Consider the following 19,075-nt stretch of genomic DNA (forward strand, 5'->3'; position numbering starts at 1 on the left):
CCTATACACCCCCCATTGATCGGATTGGTCGGACTTGGTTAGGGAGCCAACCTATTACCAGATTGGCCGTCTCGGTGATCACCTCGACGCGCAGCCGGAGACATCCCGCGATCAACTCGGTCATTTCCTCGAGCCACGACGCTGGGAAGCCGTCGCTTACAACGTGCACCTGCTCGGAAGCCGAGACCTCTGCGTAAACACCGTCGGTTGCGCCCGTGGTTCCTTGCTCGCTACGCGTGGTATATGATTGACTGATCAGGGGCGGCCTCGCTTCGAGTCGGTCCGACCGACGGATGGAGGACGTATCGTTCGACGGTGTCCCCATCTCGCATCCGATTCCGTGCGACCAGTCGAATGATTGTGCGCCGATATCGGAGACACGCTCCTCCGCCCCGCCGACGTCGACAGTACCGTCGAAGTCGTCAGCGCTCTCGGGGTACGGTCCGACTGGCAGCCTCCAGTCGTAAGTGACAATGAAAAGTGTCTCGTCGAGTGCGTAGCCGACGTTCTCCAGGCTCACGATGAGATCGTAGTAGTACCCGCCGAGCGGATCGACTTCGATCACCTGTTCATACTTGGACTCGTCATCGTCGTCCGATACGGGCCGTTCCGGTTCGATCCCCCGCGTGAGAAACCACTCCTCCATGTGCTTTCCCGCACCGAGCGTACCTACAATTCCCGGTACGATCAGCACGGGGCGTTCGACGTGATCGGGACGGTCCTCCTCCTCACTCATTAGTGGATTCCCCAATACCGCTTCGACCGGTCCACCACGGTCGTCGACTCCCGATCCGCCGTCCTCGGTACCACGTCTTCCGTCGGTCCCACCGCCGGCCAGCGCCCTCGATTACTCTAGTTGTCATTATCTCGTGTCTCTTCAGGATCGACATCTAACGGGTAGGTCCCCAGACACTGCTGTCGTTGTAGCCGATCGCGTACCCGGGCGGTCCAAACGCTCATAGATACTCAAGCGTCTTCGACCGACTCTTGGTGTGGGGGGAGACGAACGCTTCAACGTTCGAATAACCGCCGGAAAAAGTGGATTTGACGTCGGCTGAGTGAGGCGCTTTAGCAAGGCCGCTTATCGTACATGTGTTTTGATCGAGGCCCTTGGTAGTCGACGATCGGGCGGATCGATCCCCGATGACAGCGCCGCGCATAACATCGTGGATCATGGCCGAGCGAGGTTAGATAACTATCCGTTGAAATTCACCCAACAGGTGAAAATTGTGCAAATAGTGAAAATAGACAGGTGATCACTTCTTCGCAAGATTATCGAACTTCGAGCGTGGGCAGATGAAGTTGACTCGGAGATGGGTGGCATCTATCGAATTTGATCCACCAGGAGAGCCAGAGACCCCTTGAAAGTCACGGGCAATACCAGCTGCCTGTAGCCATCGCTGGAATATAGACGAGGGTCCTTGGTTTAGCTGATCAATCGGTGGTTTCTTTCCAGAGATCTTCAATTCGTTCGCGGATGATCGCCAGTGTCCGCCCGAACATCTCCATTGGAGAAGCCTCTCCAACTGGGTCCGTGACGGGCTCACCACTCCCATCTGGCGGCTCGTGGAAGTGCGATCTCGGTGTATAATGCGTGTGCGGATGACGATCCCAGCGACACTGCCACCCCGCCTTTTCGATCCACTCCTCTCGATAATGGATTCGGTAATCGCCGTTCATATACCATCGCCACCGGATGAACGCCACCTCGACTGACGGAGGATATCGATCGGGATCCAGCTGAAAATACAGCGCCGTTCGTCCTGCCTCATCCTCGGCCAAAGAAACAGAATCGACAAGCGAGTGCGTACGTCCTCGTGCCGAAAGAGCCTCCAGAACGCTCAGATCGAGCGGAGCAGTGGGTTCATCAGACATATAAGAGTTCGTCGAAACGACTCACGCCGACAGTGGTGTGTCCGTTCGATGCCGGGCGATCCGAAGCGCTTCACGGTGGAGGTGCATCTCTTCACGAACCGATTCCCAGTCGGTCAACGTCTCCCACAGATCGTGGATTTCGTCATGAGTCGCGTCGTCCGGTGGGAACTCGACGGCATCCGGTGTCGAAACCTCGAATCGGTCCCGGTAGTCTGCGTCTCGCTGTTCGAGTCGGTCTAACGCCGTGAGTAGCTCCGATTCCGAATACTCGGTTGAGAGGGCGTCCGCACGGCGCCAGCGGTGATACTCCTCGTTTCGCAGGTACCGAGCACCGCGCGAGTCCTCGATCTTTCGAGCGATTCGTTCGTCAACAAGCTCTTCGAGGTACTTTCGAGCACTTTTCGTCGTACAGTGTGCCTGCTCTGCGACATCTGACGCAGCAAGAGGAGTGCGAACACCCGCTAGTACCTGCTTCACTCGCTGTCGTGTCCCATGTGTTTGTTTCCAGTCCGCGACTTCGTCCTCAATCGTTGAGTCCGAAGGCGCCGGCCCGAACGAGCTCATACGTTCCCATTCGTTTCAAAAGGGTAAATATGTTCTGTTATAGGGGGAATAGTTACTCACTGAAACGCCCCGCTTAGGTTCAAGCTCGCTTTTCGATCCACGTTCGAGACACACCACCGGTGCAAATGAAACCGGTGTTCTCGAGCTTCGAGGGGCCGACTCACCCGAAGACGCACGACTTGATCAGATCTGGATCGCGGGACATCCGATCGGGTTGATGCACGATCTCTACAACCAGCGCTCGGTCTGTGAGACCGTGAACTCGGTGATCAAGCGCTCGGACGGCTCGAGTGGTCTGCACAACGTTTGAACACGTTCTCGCCGAGACTGTGATCGACGGTATGAGAGGATGCAGTTCACAGATCTGGGACGTTCAAAAGTTACGCCAACCACTCCCGCCGTCCGAGCGCGGGCTTGGTTTCGCCAGTTCCGCGAGATTACGCTCACCGCCGCAGTCTACAACGTCGAAAAAGCTGTCAAACAATGAAATCCGTCGCCCTCTGCGGATTCAATGGAGCCGAGAGCACAAACATGAAGACGAATGAGAGTACTTCTTGAACGTCAAAAGTGCGGTTCCATACCAATCCGAGAAAATATCGAGTCTCAAATAGAGAATCTCACAACTTATTTATAAATGCCTTGCATTATTTGAGACACCGTTCCGGGGAGTTGCCGTCGAGTCTCCCTGCCAGTCAAATAGCGATGCAGCAGGAATGTTAAGCACTTTCGAACAGATACTGCCGAACGAATGAATACATCAGTCCACCACTACCGAACTATCTGTCCGGCACTATGAGTCAACAACTCACCGACTGGAGCGTTGTCGATGACTGGTGGGAACTAGCAGGCACCCATGATACTGACACCCTCGCTGACCTGCACGCGCTGCTCGAAGAAGTAAACGAGCAGTGGCGTGAGAGTCCAGCGTGTTTCGACCGCGATCCACTCTGTGCAGCGTGGCGTGACAACGGGCCGCTCCGCACCACTCAGGAAGAAAACTGGTCACAATGGCTCGCGCATCTCTGCCACACCGCTCCAACGCACTTCATTACCCGTGTCTTCGATATCCAAGTCACTGAGAACCCTGCCCGCGTTCGCTGCGAAGTTCCCCTCAGTTCGGACGCCACACACGACCGTCGAGTTGATGTACTCATCCAGTACCCAGACACTGGGATTTCAATCGAAGTCAAAATCGACGACGACCACTACGCCAAAACACCGGAAACAGCAGGGCTCATCGAACGCCATGACCGGAAAAGAACCTGGCATCACTACCTACTACTCCCGGCCACTAACCACGGACAACTTCAAGCGAACACCCGAACGAGACTCGATACTACCACAGACGCTCGCGCGGTACTCCGAGGCTCGCAGTCGAACGAAGCCGACGTGACCGTACTCTACTGGCGCGACATCAGCCGCGCACTCCGCCAAACACTCCTCTCCGACGCATCTGCAACCCCACACTGGCAGGCTACCGCGTACACGCTCATCACCATCATTGAAACCGTGCTCTGCCAATTCGCCACGGAACCACTCCTCGCCAGTCACACTAGCGCTGAAACTGTCGGCTTCGGAGACCAGACTCAACTCCGAAACACGCCACTCGCCACCCAATACGATTACCTCACAAACACCCACACCCATGAGTGACGACATCATCACGACCGGCTTCGAAGCCGATCGGTACCTGAAAGCCCGGCAGCTCGCCTACGACTTCGAAAGCACACTCCTCGGCACTCTCGAACGTACTGGGCGAACGATGCTCCGCGACGCTGAATACCACACCGACGTGGCGTTCAGTGACAAAGCACTCGGCCCCGATTACACCCCACACTCGCCACGATCCGCACCGAAGCCTCACTCCGACACGACGACAATCCCGATGTGAACACCACACTCAACGTTGCCGTCGAATGGGTCACTCCCGACACGATCGATGACGCGCCCGACACCAGTGATGCGTACGGCTACGTCCTGTACAAACTCCAGCACGGCTCCCAAACCGTATACGACTCCGTCCGCGACAACCACTACCGCTGACGACGCGTGGCCCGCCGTTCGATTCTACGAAGACCAGTGGTACAATCCACAAAAACACGCTCCTGGCGTTGTCGCCATCCCACTCACTACACCAGGGACGATACACGACCACGTCGACACCCTACACGACCACTTCATCAACGTGTACGCACCCGCACAGAAACGATAACAGCAGGACTGGAGCAAAAATAATCCAGCGGATTGTAGGATCGCTCGACATCGGTCGTCCGTAAGGGTCTCAAAGATAGTACGAGGAGACGAGAGATGGGAAACAAGAGCCTCTGACAACCAGTGCCGGCGGAAATTGTAATATCTGTTTGACAATAAATCTTTAATATAGATTGAGATGTTTGTCAGGCCCATGTCAGACAATGATACAATGGGAAAGTGTTTTCTGACGGATTATTTTTGTGTTAGCTAGGAAATCCCGCCGCTGATGGTGGGAAGGAATCGCGTTCGTTTAGCTGGGCGGATACAACCGCTACGGCCGGCTGACTGTCCATCTTCAACGGACCTTCGGTGTCCAACGCTTTCGCGTCCTGAATGACGAGTCCGCGCCACGTCAGCCTGTGTGCGTCTTTGACTTCTTTCAACCGCTCGTACTCGTCCCCGTGTGTGCCTTCCCCTTGATTAGAAAGGAGCCATCGCTAGGAATACTGGTCGAAGAACGCCTTATCGAGTTTTACGCCCACAGTCGCGAATCCGGGGTGAACGAACTGGTAGAGGCGAACCGTTATCGCGGGATTCACACTCATCTGAACGTACGCTTCGCGCTTTCCCAGTCCGTGTTCTTCGACAAGCTCTTCGATCATCGCTTTAAAACAGCCATTCACAGCGTCTTCGGTCGAACCTGCGTTCTTTGCTGAGTCGACGTGAATGATCGACTCATCGTCTTCAATTCTGAAGACCCCAGGAACGGGCGTATCGACGATCTCGACACTCAGCTCGATTTCCGCGATCGACTCGACAGCGATTCCCGTGTACTCGGAATCACTCTGTGAGGCATGGATATCACCCACAAAAAGGAGACCACCGTCGTTGAACGAACTGAGATAGACGGTACTGCCCTGATCGAGATCCCGGACGTCCATGTTTCCACCCCAGGCTCCTTGTGAGGTGACCGAATCCTGGACAGTGCGTCCGGGTGCAGCAGTGATGGTTCCGATGTGTGGGTTCAGATCCCAGCTCCAGGTGTGATCTCCGAGTTCCATCGTTGCCGTCCCATCGGCAGTCGTACCACTCGGACCAGACTCGAGTTCAACTTCGTGAGCGAAGTTGGTCTGACACTCTTCCCAGCCACTGTGGCCGGCAAGACAGCCGAATTCCTCCAGCGTGGTGGTCATTCCTCGTTCTGGGCGGATCGCCTCGACAGTGACCGCGAGCGTATCTCCGCGCTCTGCGCCCTCTACGTGGATCGGTCCAGCGAGCGGGTTTCCGTCGAACGCCGGTGGTGGTGCCTGCAGTCCAGGGATATCCTCAGGCGTAAACGATCCGAGGCCGTGATCGAATAGCGTTCCTTCGAACGCATCCCACGTTTCGACCCGAAATGACTCTCCTGGATCAACGTACAGCAACGGCTCCATGTCACGCCCAAACTCGTACTTGTTTGCATCTTCTCTGTCAATTGTCTGCATACACCACTAGCCACACAGTACCACGAGAAGTGATTTTCTACAAAGGCAGGATCACCACTGATACCTAATTCATATGGAAAGCAAAGCCAGCGACGTATCGCGGTGCTCAAGATATCGATTTACTGGTAAATACGATATTAGACCGGATCTGGATCGAAGGGTATCAGATCGGCTCGATTTCACTTGCCGACGCTATAAGATCGAAACACTACCCGACCGAACTCGATTACACCGGATCTTATGTAGGTAACATCCGAACACGAGTCATTTTTTATACAGATATCCGATGCTCACCCTCATGAATCCTCGACTCATTCGCAACGAAATCGAGGATATGTTTTACTGCTAAAACATCATCCTGATTATACTCCAGAAGTCGTTCCCAATCAGATTCTCTCCCACGAGTGGAATAGTCGGAACGCTCTTGGGTAGAGGATTGTTGGTGGAGAGCAGTCTGGCGATTTCGTCATCCACATCGCTTCCGAGAAAGGTAACCGGAACGGTGTTCTCGAGAGTGCTACTGCTGATCGAACCAGCCGACACCGGGTCGGAAGCGGTTCACCAACAATCTACGCCACAAGAGCATTCGCTATCCATACATCGACGGATTTGATGTCGGAAGCGCATATTCCGACTACGCTCTTGTGAAGGACATTGTTGGTGGAGAGCTGTCTTGCGGTTTTCGAGCTTATGAGGAACAGCAGTAGATCGATCAGATCGAGGTCGTTTTCGAGTGAGAGGGTGATTCTCCCGCACTGAAAAAGCGTCGGTATCACTACCAACAATCTACTTCCCAAGAGCTTCCCAGAGAAGTAACGACGGTGTCTCATGCTCGAAAGAGACGCCCCACCGATCCTCGCCATCCGCGGTTGAATACTGGAAATGGGCAGGTCCGAGATCAGGATGATCTTCGTCTTGATGCCAGCCTGCATGAAATCCTGTATTCGGGTCACTGTAGTTCACGCGAAACGGCTCTGTAGTTTCGGTACCTAGCAGTTGATTTCATGGATATCGGACGCTCCGCCGGAGGTTGTAGACGGTCGCTTTGAGGATCATTTCGCGGAACTCCAGCCACCAGCTCATCGTACGCACGACAGCACCGAGCGTGCGCGATCTTGGTATCGAGAGTTCCGTTAAATCGTTATGATGTGTGCCGTCTACAGCATTATATGTGCTGTAAATGATAAAATCCAACACTGTGTGGAATCCGCTACAGCCGAATAAAGTATAATACTACATAGCTATACCAAAATATAAATTTTTATATAAAAGTAAGTCCTGTATTTTAATAGATGCAAGTAAAATTATAGTTATATTTGAGTTACTATCCGTAAATTATAATCCCACGAGTGTGGAGTGTCGTGGCATGGGAACTAATCCCATTGATGAGAAGAACAGCACAGACACTGTAGATGAACAAAATCAGGCGCAGGTTTCGGTGTCTCGACGAACTCTCATAAAAAGTTCGGCGATAGCAGGAGGTGTCAGTTTAGTTGGGCTACCATACTCTGTAGCCGCCTCCGAATCAGCAGCGTCGAAATGTAATTTCCCTGGATTTGACTGTGGTGAGGCTGTTTCGGGAAAAGATGGTGTGATTGTTTCTGATCACGAAGAAGCATCAAAAATTGGAGCGCAAATCCTTCGCAAAGGTGGAAATGCAGTAGACGCAGTTGCTGCAGTCCATTTTGCTTTGAACGTGGCTACACCCCCGATGTGTGGGATTGGAGGTGGCGGTACGATGGTATACTATGATGCAAGTGAAGAGGAAGTAGTCAGTTTAGATTTCTACCCAAGAGCCCACGCGGATGTGTCGAAGGACTACTGGCTCGAGGATGGTGAGCCAGTCCCATTCGAAGTGCAATGGCAAAGTGAACTGTCAGTCGGAGTACCAGGGACGCTCTTGGGAATGAAAGCGGCTCACGACAGATACGGAACTACCCCTTGGCAGCGAATACTCTCACCGATCGTTAACCTAGCTCGGAACGGAGTTGAGGTAGATTCAGTTACCGCCTCGAGTATCCAAAGTAGCTGGGAGACCTTCAATGATGCAGCTCAAGAAGTATACAGTGACGAAAACGGAGAGCCACTCGAAGAAGGCGACCTTCTCGTTCAAGAAGACCTCGCTAAAACCTTCCAACTGATCAAGAAAGAAGGAGTATCGCCCTTCTATGAAGGTGAGATCGCTGAGGCGTTTGTAGATACTGTGCAGGATGGTGGGAGTACGATGACTGTCGATGATCTGAGTGAGTACGAGGTTAGCTTTGACGAACCGATGCACTCCAAGTACAAGGAGTACGAGTTATACAATCCGAGACTGCCAATTACATCAGGATTTTTGATCCCACAGACGCTTCGCCAATTGGAGCGCTTTAATCTGGGCGAGGAATACGAACCTCAATCGGCAGAAAGATACCACCTATTCGCTGAAAGCGTTGGCTTAGCCTGGGCTGACAGAGCCGAATACTTAGGCGATCCCGACTTCGTTGACGTTCCGATCGATGGACTGCAGTCTGACTCGTTCATCGAGGAGCGATCCGAGAAAATTGCATTAGGAGAAACGCTCGCGGATTACGAAGAGGGAGAATGTGTTGAACCAGGTGACCCATGGGCCCATCAAGATGGTGAAGGGGACAGCGAAAGACCCAGTAGTGAGGTAGAGCCAGATGGTGACACTTCACCAACAACGCACTTCGTGGCAGCAGACAGTGATGGCAATGTAGCCGTAGTCACAACATCCATAAATTCCGGTTTCGGATCCGGGATAATGGTCCCTGATTATGGATTTATGCTTAATAACTATCTGGCCCTGTTCGACACTAATCCAGATTCACCAAATGCCCCGGAAGGTGGTAAGGGTCCTCTCAGTTCAACCAGCCCCACGCTCGTGATGAAAGATGGTGCTCCATACTTCACGTCTGGGACGCCGACTGGGACAACAATACCTCAAACAACACTGAATATAATCTTAAACGTAATTGAGTTTGATATGGATATTGTTGAAGCCGTTCTCGAACCGAGAATGCATACAACTAACTGTCCACCTAATACGTGGGAAGAAGGAATTCCCGAAGATAGCCGAGAGAAAACCGAAGAATGGGGCCAAGTTTGGGCAGATGATCCAACAGAGATTGGAGCGGCCAATAATCTCTTAATTGAAGATGGAACATACCAGGGAGCTGCTGACCCGAGATGGAATGGGTATGCCGTTGGTTTCACCCATCCTCGAAATCGGAGCCGTGGGAATTAATTAACGCCTTTTCTCTCTTATCTCGCCTGTTCAGGTCGGGATAACTTGGAGCCAACTCCTACTTCTGAGGACCGCGACCCGGCCCTCACTCAAGTTCGACCACGTCCGGGCACTGTACGACGCTGCCGAATCGACCACCGATCACTGCTCTGTGGCGTGCGCGACGAAGAGATGACGGTTCTCGAATCGGACTTGATACGCCCCATAAGAAAATTCGACCGAAATATTGGACGTGTCGCTGTCGATAGCTCTGTCGAGGGCGTCGCCATCGATCGTTTCGTGCAATTGAGAATCTAACTCCAGAGGTGACTGGTCCTCGAGCTCGGCAATCGCGAGGATGACCGCTGTGCTCGCGGTGGTCGTCCCATCAAGGTCCATCTCAACGAGAGCGTCCTGGTCGTCACAGCCGGGGTCGTTCATCAGTGCCCATGACTCATCGGGTGAACTCCTTATCTATGGATGCAGTAATCACATCTGATATCGAGTACGTTCTTACGTAGCACATTGTTGATTTCAGAGCGTCGCTCGGACAGCGTGTTTGAGCGCGTCTCGTCCCGGTTTTCGGTATAATTCTCGCCGGAGCTGAAACGCTCTGAGATACTGCGTCAACTTGTCTTTGGAGATGCTTCGATGGGGCGAGAGCCACCGTCGCAGAAGTGACGCGTGGCTCTCGCAGGTGTTCACGTGCAATTCGTCATCAGCGTATTCACCATCGCCGTGGACGACGTATTCGCGGTCGAATGCCTCGTCCTCGTTGAGCGGGTCGTACGCTCGAAAGCCGTCGGTATAGACGGTCAGCGACTCCTGCTGACGGTCGGCCAGCAGGAGTCGAATCGTCGATTCATCCGCGGCTTTCGCAGGGATTACGTACCGCTGACCGGTGCCGCGATCAGCGATAATAAAAACGGGTGGTTTGTCACTGGACGAACCACGACCACGCGTAGACAGGCCACGCGAGCGCGACTCCTGGTAGCGCTCGCGTGGCCTTTCTTCCCGGCAGAGACGTACACTTCGTCGATTTCGACCGGCCCAACGAGATCGAGGGAAGGTGCATCGAGCGCTTCGTCAGAGCGCTCGATGCACCGGTAGATCGTCTTGTGTGTCACCTCGATTTCGCACTAGTTACCGGAGACTCGTGTTAAACCGGAGAAACGCATAGATCGAGAACAACCACCGGCGGAGCGCAATCTTCGAGTGGGCAAAGATCGTGCCCGTCTTGTCGTTGAACGTGCGGTCGCACTCCTTACAGAGATACCGTTGAAACTCTCTGTAGCTGCCGTTTCTGACCGCCCGGTCAGAACGGCAGCGAGGGCAAGTGACACCGTCACGCCAGCGAACCTGTGCGAGCAGGTCCGCTGCGACCGATTCCGAGTCAAACACATCCAGCGGAATCATTCGTATCGGGCACCGCTGAGGCGGTACCCTTGTCCTTTTTGAGTCTACAGCGACTGCTCAGCAGTATCAACAATCTCCTACGGAAGAGCGTTGGAGTATATAGATACTACCCAATGACCACGAGCTGGTTTTCACTGGTCTAACACCAGGGCTGGAGCTAACCGTTGCCAGATCGGTTTATGTGTTCCTCTTGTAAAGTAGATCGTAAGTGGCAGAGTAACGAATCCCATAGCTATTTGCGGGAATAGGGGCAATCGCCCATCGGAATGATCGAAGAGCGAATCCCCGAGAAACAAGGGATCTCATTTGCGGTCGATGAGGGAGAACGATTCGAAGTAACCGATCCCGAAGGTGAACAGGTCGCCGACCTTGTCGCGTTCAACCGTCACGACGTTAGCGAACGGTTCTCGCCGAAATACTCGTATCGACGTAACAACAAGCTTCGCCCGACGACAGGTGATACACTGTATACCACCGAGGGGAAACCGATCCTCGAGTTCGTCGATGATGATTGTGGGATTCATGATCTACTGTATGCTCCCTGTAATCACTGGGTAGTCGGTGATTACTACGGCCAAACGGGCGAAGGTGGATGCAGAGAGAACCTCACTGAGGTATTAGAACCAGAGGGAGTCTCCGAGCGGGACCTCCAAGAGACGCTGAATGTCTTCATGAAATCAACGGTCGAGGACCAAACACACGTCGAGATCGCGGAACCAGAATCCGAACCGGGCGATACGGTCACATTCGAGGCCAAACAGGATACCATCGTTGGTGTCGCTGCCTGTTCCGGTGAGTCGACGGTCAACGCTGGCGACACCAAGCCGATCGATATCAGGGTTCCCGAGAACGCAATTTTACACCGGAACTACTGACGAACGACCGAAGTCAAATTTACTTGGGTCTAACGTTCCAGCGACTTTGGATCCGCTTCTCGAACGTCCCTAGTGAACTCTCGAACCCGGTCTGCCGGTGGTTCGGCTGTGAACAAACTCACGAGGACGATAACGACAGATTCGACGGCCGCAGCGAGGAAGCCAGACCATATGTTGTACGGTGCGTCCTGTCCGGTGATGATGAAGTAGAGGACAATCGCCAATCCAGCGATGAGACCTGCTATGATCCCGTATTTATTCGCCCGCGGCCACCAGAACGCGGCGACGACGACCGGCATCAGCAAGAAGTATCCGGGGAAGGTAAGGTCAATCACGACCTGAATGATCTCGCCCAGCGGACGAAGCGACACTAACAGTGCAGCGACCGTGATCGTACCGGCGAAGAGCTTCGACAACCGCGAAAGCTCCCTTTGGCTCATCTTCCCTTCGACGAGTTCCCGATAGATATCTCGGGAGACGATTGAGCCCAACATCAATACGATCGAGTCCGCCGTGGACATCGCTGCGGCGATAGCTGCTGCCATGAGTATCATGAGGACCCATCCAGGCATCGCGAGAATGAACTCCAGGATCACCGTGTCGGCGGCAAGTCCCTCGAGACCAGGGAACGCGAGGATGCCGGCAAAGCCGATGATACCCGCACTCACCGTCAACAAGAAGAAATCACCAATACCCTCGGCAAATCCGAGACCCCAGACACCGCTGTGACGTCGGGCAGCATAGTATCGTTGCCACATATGTGGCCAGACTGGAATTGACAGCGCAAAGCCCATAACGACTGTATAGAGGTATAATGGTTCGAGGGTGAGTGTCGTAATCTCCGGGGCCTCCTCAGCCACTGTAAGGTAGACATCCGACGGTTGCGTCCAGAAGACGTAGACGGCGACCGCGACAACGCCGCCAAACAGCAACACTGCCTGAAGCGCGTCACTATAGGCTACGCCACGCATCCCACCGATGGCAATATAGACGACCATGAAAACGCCGATATAGACGATAGCCATCGTCTGTGAGATCAGTCCTTCTGAAAGGACATTGAGGATCAGCCCCATTCCTTGGAACTGGATGACGATGTAGAAAAACGAGAAGCCGACCGCGATCGTCGCGATCAAGATACGAACGGTCTTACTATCGTCGAAGCGATCACAGACCAAATCGGCCGGCGTGACGTAGTCTTTGCCGGGCATCTTAGCCATCTTCCAGAACTTCTCGCCGATCATCACCATCGCAGGAATGTCGATTATGGCGATGGCGCCGATGATCACGACTCCGGCGAGACCGAGATCATAACTGATCCCACCGCTACCGAGGAACGTGAATGCGCTGAAGACCGTTCCCACACCGGTGAGAAAGATAACCAGGCTACTGATGGTCCCTCCCGCGACGAAGTAGTCACCGACGTTATCTTCGGTCATCCGACCGCCGTAGAATCCCAGGGCAAGCAGCCCAAGGAGGTACACCGTCGTCGCCGCGAGGCCGAGCCAAATCCAAATCGACGTCATTTCACTGCCTCAGGAGGTTCTGATCCGACGGATTCTGCATCCTCGTCGATCGTTGGCTTCTCGGGAGTGTAAATTTCCGAGAGACTTGGTTTTCCCAAGTACCACCAAGCGAACACCGAGTGAGAGACGAACGCAAGCCCGACGATTCCTATCAGGACGACAAATGCCTCCGGCAGGATACCGATGAACTGCATCTCGCCACCGCCCCCTGTGTAGATCAATAGGTAGGCGATAAATATCACATTTAATATTGCTGTCCATGTCCACCAAATCATTCCTCGTTTGCGCTTACCCGTCATACGTGGTATCGCGACCCATGCTACTGTTTTAAACCCTTCTATTTTGAGCTATTCTACACCCGTACCTGATTATTATATCATCCCCTCATAGACACAAGCTTGGAAAAGTAGAGAGAAACATCGGACATATTTGATTTATAGCCACCATTTTGATTTACTGAAGTTAACAGCGGAAAACGACAGTGAGAATCTGTAAATCAAGTCATCGGTGTATTCGATACTCAAGCGTACCACGGACCGAATATTCAAGATGGGAACCGTTCACTCTACGACGATGATCGATCCACAGGAGGTCCCTCGATTCGCAGGGGTACCGACATTCATGCGACGTCCACACGTATACGACTTGGAAACGTCGTCTGCGGACATCGCGTTTTTGGGAATCCCGTATGACGACGCAACGAGCTACCGACCTGGGGCTCGGTTCGGTCCGCGTGCGATCCGATTGGCCTCAACGCTCCTGAAACCGTATAATCCTGTGACTGAAACCGATCTCACAAACGTCGAGATCGTTGATCACGACGACGTCCCGGTTGTACCGGGGTACACAGAAGAGACGTTTGATCGCATTGAATCGCGAGTCGCTTCTGTCCTCGATCACGGTGTGTTCCCCGCTATCGCTGGCGGTGATCACTCGACAACGCTCCCAGTGCTCCGAGCGATTGCCGCTGAACACGGCCCAGTCTCACTAGTTCAAATCGACGCACACTCTGACCTCTGGACCGAGTATTTCGGCAAGCCGTACAATCATGGGACGACCGTCCACCACGCGATCGAAGAAGGGTTAATCGATCCCGAGTCGTCGATCCGGATTGGCGAGCGTGGTGGTCTGTATGGACCGGAGGACATCACCCGCCACGATGACGCCGGCATTGAGTATCACACGATTGATGCCGTCGACGACCTCGGTATCGACGACCTTGGCGAGCGAATTCGAGAACGCATTGACGGTCCCACCTACGCCACGTTAGACATCGACGCAGTCGATCCTGCGTTTGCACCAGGAACTGGAACTCCAAGCCCTGGTGGTCTTACATCAAGGGAATTCCTCCACCTCATTCGGGCACTCCACCATGCCGAGCTCGTTGGTTTCGATCTTGTCGAAGTCGCACCTCCGTATGACGATCAAGCCGGGTCGACGGCGATTCTCGGCGCAACTGCCATCTTCGAAGCTCTGTGTGCGGCTGTTGAAGACTGATCCACAACAACCGAGTCTGATCGGTCGCTGCCATCCAAATCGATGATCCGCTAACCCGGGCTTGAATTTATAAACTGTTATCGCCTAGTTAGGATTCACTGAACCGGTAGCTCCGAACATTAAATATCCACTGCCGAGAGTGGCCTGCTATGGGGATTCGTCTCAACCGCGACCGGTTAGTCGAAACGATGAAAACGCAGGCTGAAATCGGCGCAACTCCTGGAGGAGGACTTCGTCGGCTCGCGTTATCGGACGAAGACAAAGAAGTGCGCGATTGGTTCACCGACCAGCTAGAGGCCGAGGGCCTCTCAGTTCGAATCGACGAATTCGGCAACATGTTCGGGCGAAGAGAGGGTGCGAACCCAAACGCCGCCCCAGTGCTCGTCGGATCACACCTCGATTCGCAACCATATGGAGGTATTTACGACGGTGCTCTCGGCGTCGTCGCAGCTCTTGAATTCATCCGGGCTCTGAACGATGCGGACGTCGAGACGGAACGGCCCGTCGAGATCGTCAACTGGACAAACGAGGAAGGGTCCCGCTTCCAGCCGGCGATGCAAGGTAGCGGCGTCTGGGCCGGTGCCCACGACATTGACGAGGAGTACGCAAAGACCGACGAACAGGGAAACACTCTCGAAGACGAACTCAAGCGCATTGGGTACAAAGGCACCGAGCCTGCGGAACCACGCGAAGAGTACGACGCTTACCTCGAGCTACACATCGAACAGGGACCGTACCTGGAAGAGGGTGAACATCAGGTCGGTGTTGTTACCGGTATCGTCGGGTTCGTCTGGGGGGCAATCACGTTCTACGGTGAGGCAAATCACTCAGGATCGACACCGATGCATTACCGGAGCGACGCGCTGGTCGGCGCTGCAGACGTGATCACCCAGGTCCGCCGGATTCCATCGATGCTTGGAGAACGGACCGTTGGAACAGTAGGGTTCATCTCGGCCAGTCCGAACTCAATCAACATTATTCCCGGTGAGGTCACGTTCACCTTCGGGTTTCGAGATCCGAGCGACGGGATCATCGACGAAGCGTACGACCGTGTTCTCTACGAAGCCGAAATGGCGGCCGAACGAGAAGGACTTGACTGGGAGTTCGAAGAGCGAATGCACGTCTCGAGTGTCGAGTTCTCCGATCGCTGCGTTGACGCCGTTGAATCCACGGCTGCGGCGTTGGACTATGACTATCGTAAAATCTTCAGTGGGGCCGGCCACGACGCTTCTCACACCGCTCGGGTCTGCGATACTGGAATGGTCTTCGCCGTGAGTGAAAACGGAAAGAGCCACTCGGAAGCGGAGTACACGAGTTGGGACGATTGCTACGTTGCAGCGAACACGCTCTCGAACGCCGCATTTGATCTTGCACAGTCAATCGACACCACCGATTCGTAACTAGCTCGTGCGGTCGGTTTCTCTTGGTCTCAATGGCATCTGTGTTCGGTTAAGGCCGTAAGTGACGAACTGTCGAGCCTCGGGTCCTGACCGAGAAGGTTCAGGCGACCGGATTCAGGGTGTTACACAGCCCGTGAATATTACTGCCAGTGTTAACCGAACACGAATGCTTCGTATACTAAACATCTACCGAGGAGAAGCATTCCGCCGCAACTATTACTATGTATATCTGCTTGGTAAACTCACGTATTCGTGCCCTCATATCTATATTTCCCATGCTATTTGTTCTTGTTTGTCATTGACTACGCTCAGTTATATTCGAAATCGGAATTGCCGTATAGAGTTGGTTTCAGTTTCTGATCTCGATCTCGGTTGCCAAGTGGATCATATTCGCATATGAGGGGGGTTCGTTCCTCAGTTTGTGAATACTACGGTCGGCGCAGCCTCGCTGCTCGGGTCACAATCTCTTCGGTTATCGCTAAGACGGTGAGATTCTCGGGTCTTCAAATCAGCTCCGGTGCGTCTCAACCGCCAGGCGCCTATCCCAGTTGCCGTGATTACGCAACCAGGGATTCGATGTACTGTGCTTCCCATTCTTGACGAGCGGAAAGCTCCCGCTCACCACGCTCGGTGAGCGTGTATTCGTTCGTTCGCTGATCCCGTGAACCCTTGCTGACGAAGCCCTTCTCGACGAGCGTATCGAGATTCGGATAGAGCCGACCGTGGTGAACTTCTCCTCCGTAATACTGCTCGAGTTCCTCCTTGATCGCGAGGCCGTGTGGCTCGCCGAGACCCGCAATTACATAGAGAAGGTCTCTCTGGAACGCTGTCAAGTCGTTCATACCAGTTGCTACGAGACGTCGAACATAAACAAATGGCGAATCAGAATAGAATTCAGTCATAGAACGCTGTCAATGACGTGTCAGTATGAGACGAGAGGTATCTTTCGAGTTCAGGACGTCGCCATCCAAGGGGTGAACAGACGCTCTCTGCGGACCGAATCAGCAGGTCGGAATAAAACTCTTCATCATACCGATCAGGTGATTCGTAGACGAGTTTCACACGATCACGCGAGCGTTTTGAATCGTCAACGACTACGTAGGAGATGTTCTGACCCGGATGTGGATCGAGCCCCCCGTCTTCGGCGCGTTCGAGAGCTGCAACCGTTCGGGTATACTGGGTGTACTCATCGATATGCTTCGAAGCACGATTGTCGATAGCAAGCGCCTCTGGATCAACCCGACCTGCTCGAAGTTCACCGAGCTGTCGTTGTAACAGAGCACACACCGCTTCCGGTGACCGAGAGCGGTCTAACGTCTCGATCAACTCCTGTTGAGCGGTCTTGATCCACTCCGGCGTCGAACGCTGTCGACACTCGATTCCACGATACTTGTACTCCAATTCGTCCTCCCCAACTTCATCAGCCACTTTCCCGAAGTACTTCGTGAGTGCGCCTTGGTCGCTACCTCGTAAGGGAACGAACCCGACCCACTCAAAAGCAGCTTCGTACTCAAGCCGAATCCCAACGCGATCGGTGATCTCCGTCGCGAGCTCATCGAGCGGTCTCTGTTGCTCACCGTCGATCGCGGTCACCCATAGGCTGTCGACGATCCCGTGGACGAGGTGCCACCCGTTCGCTTCGAGGACCTCCTTAGCCTCGAGCAGGATCTCGCGAGCGTACGCATTGATCGCTTCGTGGCATTCGATCCGTCCGAATTTCGCATTCGAGAATCCCTGGTAACCGAAACAGCTCACGAGAATCCACTTGATTGCATCTGCTCGAGATTTGAGCACGGCCGCCCGCTCAGGATCGTCCGTTTCTGGGATCGCTCGCTTAAACGCATCGCGATCGTCGATCAGCGGTTGAAGCACATCGACGAGATACCCTCGCTCATCACAGATCGAATAGCCCAGACCGGGAATCTCCTCCCGATCAGCATGACACTCGCAACGAACCGTCTCCGGGCTGATGTTGAACTGACAAATGATATTCGGATAGAGCGAGGAGAAATCCAGCTCGTGGATATCTTCGTGAAACCCAACCTCCGGTGCGAAGGTGTAGCCGCCTCGGTCGGCGTTGTGCAGGGTCGAGAGTGGCTTGAAGAACTCGTGACGCCATGAGTTCCACGGGACGAGCACGTCGCGATCGCGAGCCTCACAGATTTGAATAGAGGTGAGAACGTTGCCGATCGACGCCCAGGCGGTTTCTTGGAGCGGCTTTCGAGAACGCCGAACCATATCCAGACAGCCATCCAACCCGGATTGCTCGAAGAAAAACGTATTCGAGCGGTCGATAATCGCCCGCCCGGGGACGTTATACCGAGCAGGTGAGTGCCCGATGTTTCCGTAGCTTTCGTACGTCGAGCGCCCGGCCAAGCGCTGCCTGCCGGGGAGTCGTCCGAGCTGAAGGTCGACATCGAGCCCCTCGGCGGTTTCGTAGAGCGTCGGAATGATCTGACTGGAGGAAACGATCAGGATATCGGGATCCTCGCGCTCGATGCGACGATGGATCGCATGGAGAACTCCGACCGGTGTACCGATGATCGGTTGACCGTCGATGGTGAGTTCGGTGATCGGTGGATTCGCTAATTCGGGCGGAGAAACCTCGATCTCGAGTGTCGAGGGTGTGTGCACTGGCGTCGGATCGAGATCGTTCTCCAAACAGTAGCGGAACTCCCGCGAGAGATCGACATTGTAGAGTTTGTACTCACCGGGCTGACCGAGTCCCCGAATCTGGTAGGCGACAGGAAGTAGCTCCTCGAGGCGTCTCACGTCGATTCTGAGGACGTCCTCGTCTTCGTGACGAAAGCCCCGTCGCCACCGTTCGATTCGCGTTGAGACGACCGTGGGATAGTACCCAAGCCGCTCATGCAGTGTGGATAGCCCGTCGGTCGTGGTCTGTGCACCATCATATGTTGCGTAAATCGTCGGTGTGTAATCGCTCACACGCTCGTACTCGGCACCGTCATGGGTGATCGACCACTCGTAGATGTCCTCGAGATAGTCGATCTTGTAGACCATC

Annotated in this window: 16 protein-coding genes and 5 pseudogenes; 8 read left to right on the forward strand and 13 right to left on the reverse strand. The window is 54.0% G+C overall.

All coding sequences use genetic code 11. The features are described 5' to 3' along the window. Nucleotide 1 precedes the first annotated feature (1 nt). The 3 genes from V2L32_RS00870 to V2L32_RS00880 form a co-directional block, all read right to left on the reverse strand. Entirely contained in the window at nt 2-736 is a 735-nt protein-coding gene (locus V2L32_RS00870) for a hypothetical protein (RefSeq protein WP_331232250.1), read from the reverse strand. A 698-nt stretch (nt 737-1,434) separates the two neighbouring features. After that, nucleotides 1,435-1,875, reverse strand: a complete 441-nt coding sequence (locus tag V2L32_RS00875) for a hypothetical protein (RefSeq protein ID WP_331232251.1) — start codon at nt 1,873-1,875, stop codon at nt 1,435-1,437. Between the two features lie 21 nt (nt 1,876-1,896). Continuing rightward, nucleotides 1,897-2,439, reverse strand: coding sequence for a DUF7342 family protein (locus V2L32_RS00880; protein ID WP_331232252.1), 543 nt, complete (start codon nt 2,437-2,439; stop codon nt 1,897-1,899). Between the two features lie 397 nt (nt 2,440-2,836). On the opposite strand from V2L32_RS00880, the pseudogene V2L32_RS21050 reads away from it, so the two are divergent. From V2L32_RS21050 to V2L32_RS00900, 4 genes and pseudogenes are all read left to right on the forward strand, one after another. After that, nucleotides 2,837-2,926, forward strand: a pseudogene (locus V2L32_RS21050) (IS5/IS1182 family transposase); the annotation flags it as partial. Nucleotides 2,927-3,231: 305 nt separating this feature from the next. After that, nucleotides 3,232-4,092 (forward strand): hypothetical protein, encoded by an 861-nt coding sequence (locus V2L32_RS00890; protein WP_331232253.1) that lies wholly within the window; start codon nt 3,232-3,234, stop codon nt 4,090-4,092. Next, complete coding sequence (locus V2L32_RS00895) at nt 4,085-4,330, forward strand: hypothetical protein (protein WP_331232254.1); 246 nt, start codon at nt 4,085-4,087, stop codon at nt 4,328-4,330. The genes V2L32_RS00890 and V2L32_RS00895 overlap by 8 nt, the downstream gene beginning before the upstream one ends. Beyond that, nucleotides 4,327-4,482 (forward strand): hypothetical protein, encoded by a 156-nt coding sequence (locus V2L32_RS00900; RefSeq protein ID WP_331232255.1) that lies wholly within the window; start codon nt 4,327-4,329, stop codon nt 4,480-4,482. The genes V2L32_RS00895 and V2L32_RS00900 overlap by 4 nt, the downstream gene beginning before the upstream one ends. A gap of 647 nt (nt 4,483-5,129) precedes the next feature. Here V2L32_RS00900 and V2L32_RS00905 read toward each other — a convergent pair. The 4 genes and pseudogenes from V2L32_RS00905 to V2L32_RS00915 form a co-directional block, all read right to left on the reverse strand. Continuing rightward, nucleotides 5,130-6,116, reverse strand: coding sequence for an acetamidase/formamidase family protein (locus V2L32_RS00905; RefSeq protein WP_331232256.1), 987 nt, complete (start codon nt 6,114-6,116; stop codon nt 5,130-5,132). Nucleotides 6,117-6,387: 271 nt separating this feature from the next. Beyond that, nucleotides 6,388-6,549, reverse strand: a pseudogene (locus V2L32_RS21055) (ribonuclease H-like domain-containing protein); the annotation flags it as partial. Nucleotides 6,550-6,902: 353 nt separating this feature from the next. Beyond that, a pseudogene (locus V2L32_RS00910) lies at nt 6,903-7,085 on the reverse strand (hypothetical protein); the annotation flags it as partial. Between the two features lie 33 nt (nt 7,086-7,118). Beyond that, nucleotides 7,119-7,229 (reverse strand): annotated as a pseudogene (locus V2L32_RS00915) (IS5/IS1182 family transposase); the annotation flags it as partial. 253 nt (nt 7,230-7,482) lie between these two features. On the opposite strand from V2L32_RS00915, the gene ggt reads away from it, so the two are divergent. After that, nucleotides 7,483-9,363, forward strand: a complete 1,881-nt coding sequence (gene ggt, locus V2L32_RS00920; RefSeq protein ID WP_331232257.1) for a gamma-glutamyltransferase — start codon at nt 7,483-7,485, stop codon at nt 9,361-9,363. Nucleotides 9,364-9,504: 141 nt separating this feature from the next. On the opposite strand, the gene V2L32_RS00925 is transcribed toward ggt, so the two are convergent. Together V2L32_RS00925 and V2L32_RS00930 are read right to left on the reverse strand one after the other, a co-directional pair. Beyond that, nucleotides 9,505-9,783 (reverse strand): HalOD1 output domain-containing protein, encoded by a 279-nt coding sequence (locus V2L32_RS00925; RefSeq protein ID WP_331232258.1) that lies wholly within the window; start codon nt 9,781-9,783, stop codon nt 9,505-9,507. Between the two features lie 93 nt (nt 9,784-9,876). Continuing rightward, a pseudogene (locus V2L32_RS00930) lies at nt 9,877-10,758 on the reverse strand (IS1595 family transposase). A 266-nt stretch (nt 10,759-11,024) separates the two neighbouring features. On the opposite strand from V2L32_RS00930, the gene V2L32_RS00935 reads away from it, so the two are divergent. Further along, nucleotides 11,025-11,633 (forward strand): urea carboxylase-associated family protein, encoded by a 609-nt coding sequence (locus tag V2L32_RS00935; RefSeq protein ID WP_331232259.1) that lies wholly within the window; start codon nt 11,025-11,027, stop codon nt 11,631-11,633. A gap of 29 nt (nt 11,634-11,662) precedes the next feature. On the opposite strand, the gene V2L32_RS00940 is transcribed toward V2L32_RS00935, so the two are convergent. Next, a complete protein-coding gene (locus tag V2L32_RS00940; RefSeq protein ID WP_331232260.1) occupies nt 11,663-13,156 on the reverse strand; it encodes a sodium:solute symporter family protein in 1,494 nt (497 codons plus the stop codon). Then, nucleotides 13,153-13,455 (reverse strand): hypothetical protein, encoded by a 303-nt coding sequence (locus tag V2L32_RS00945; protein ID WP_331232262.1) that lies wholly within the window; start codon nt 13,453-13,455, stop codon nt 13,153-13,155. The genes V2L32_RS00940 and V2L32_RS00945 overlap by 4 nt, the downstream gene beginning before the upstream one ends. A 274-nt stretch (nt 13,456-13,729) precedes the next feature. Between V2L32_RS00945 and speB the strand changes: the two genes are divergently transcribed. Both speB and V2L32_RS00955 read left to right on the forward strand, forming a co-directional pair. Then, entirely contained in the window at nt 13,730-14,653 is a 924-nt protein-coding gene (gene speB, locus V2L32_RS00950; protein ID WP_331232264.1) for an agmatinase, read from the forward strand. A 149-nt stretch (nt 14,654-14,802) separates the two neighbouring features. After that, nucleotides 14,803-16,053: a Zn-dependent hydrolase gene (locus V2L32_RS00955; RefSeq protein WP_331232265.1), complete on the forward strand. Its 1,251-nt coding sequence runs from the start codon at nt 14,803-14,805 to the stop codon at nt 16,051-16,053. 557 nt (nt 16,054-16,610) lie between these two features. Here V2L32_RS00955 and V2L32_RS00960 read toward each other — a convergent pair. Both V2L32_RS00960 and V2L32_RS00965 read right to left on the reverse strand, forming a co-directional pair. Further along, nucleotides 16,611-16,895: a PadR family transcriptional regulator gene (locus V2L32_RS00960; protein ID WP_331232267.1), complete on the reverse strand. Its 285-nt coding sequence runs from the start codon at nt 16,893-16,895 to the stop codon at nt 16,611-16,613. A gap of 52 nt (nt 16,896-16,947) precedes the next feature. Beyond that, a complete protein-coding gene (locus tag V2L32_RS00965; RefSeq protein ID WP_331232268.1) occupies nt 16,948-19,074 on the reverse strand; it encodes a type B DNA-directed DNA polymerase in 2,127 nt (708 codons plus the stop codon). Nucleotide 19,075: the final 1 nt, after the last annotated feature.

Source organism: Halalkalicoccus sp. CGA53 (assembly GCF_036429475.1).
GTDB lineage: Archaea > Halobacteriota > Halobacteria > Halobacteriales > Halalkalicoccaceae > Natronorarus > Natronorarus salvus.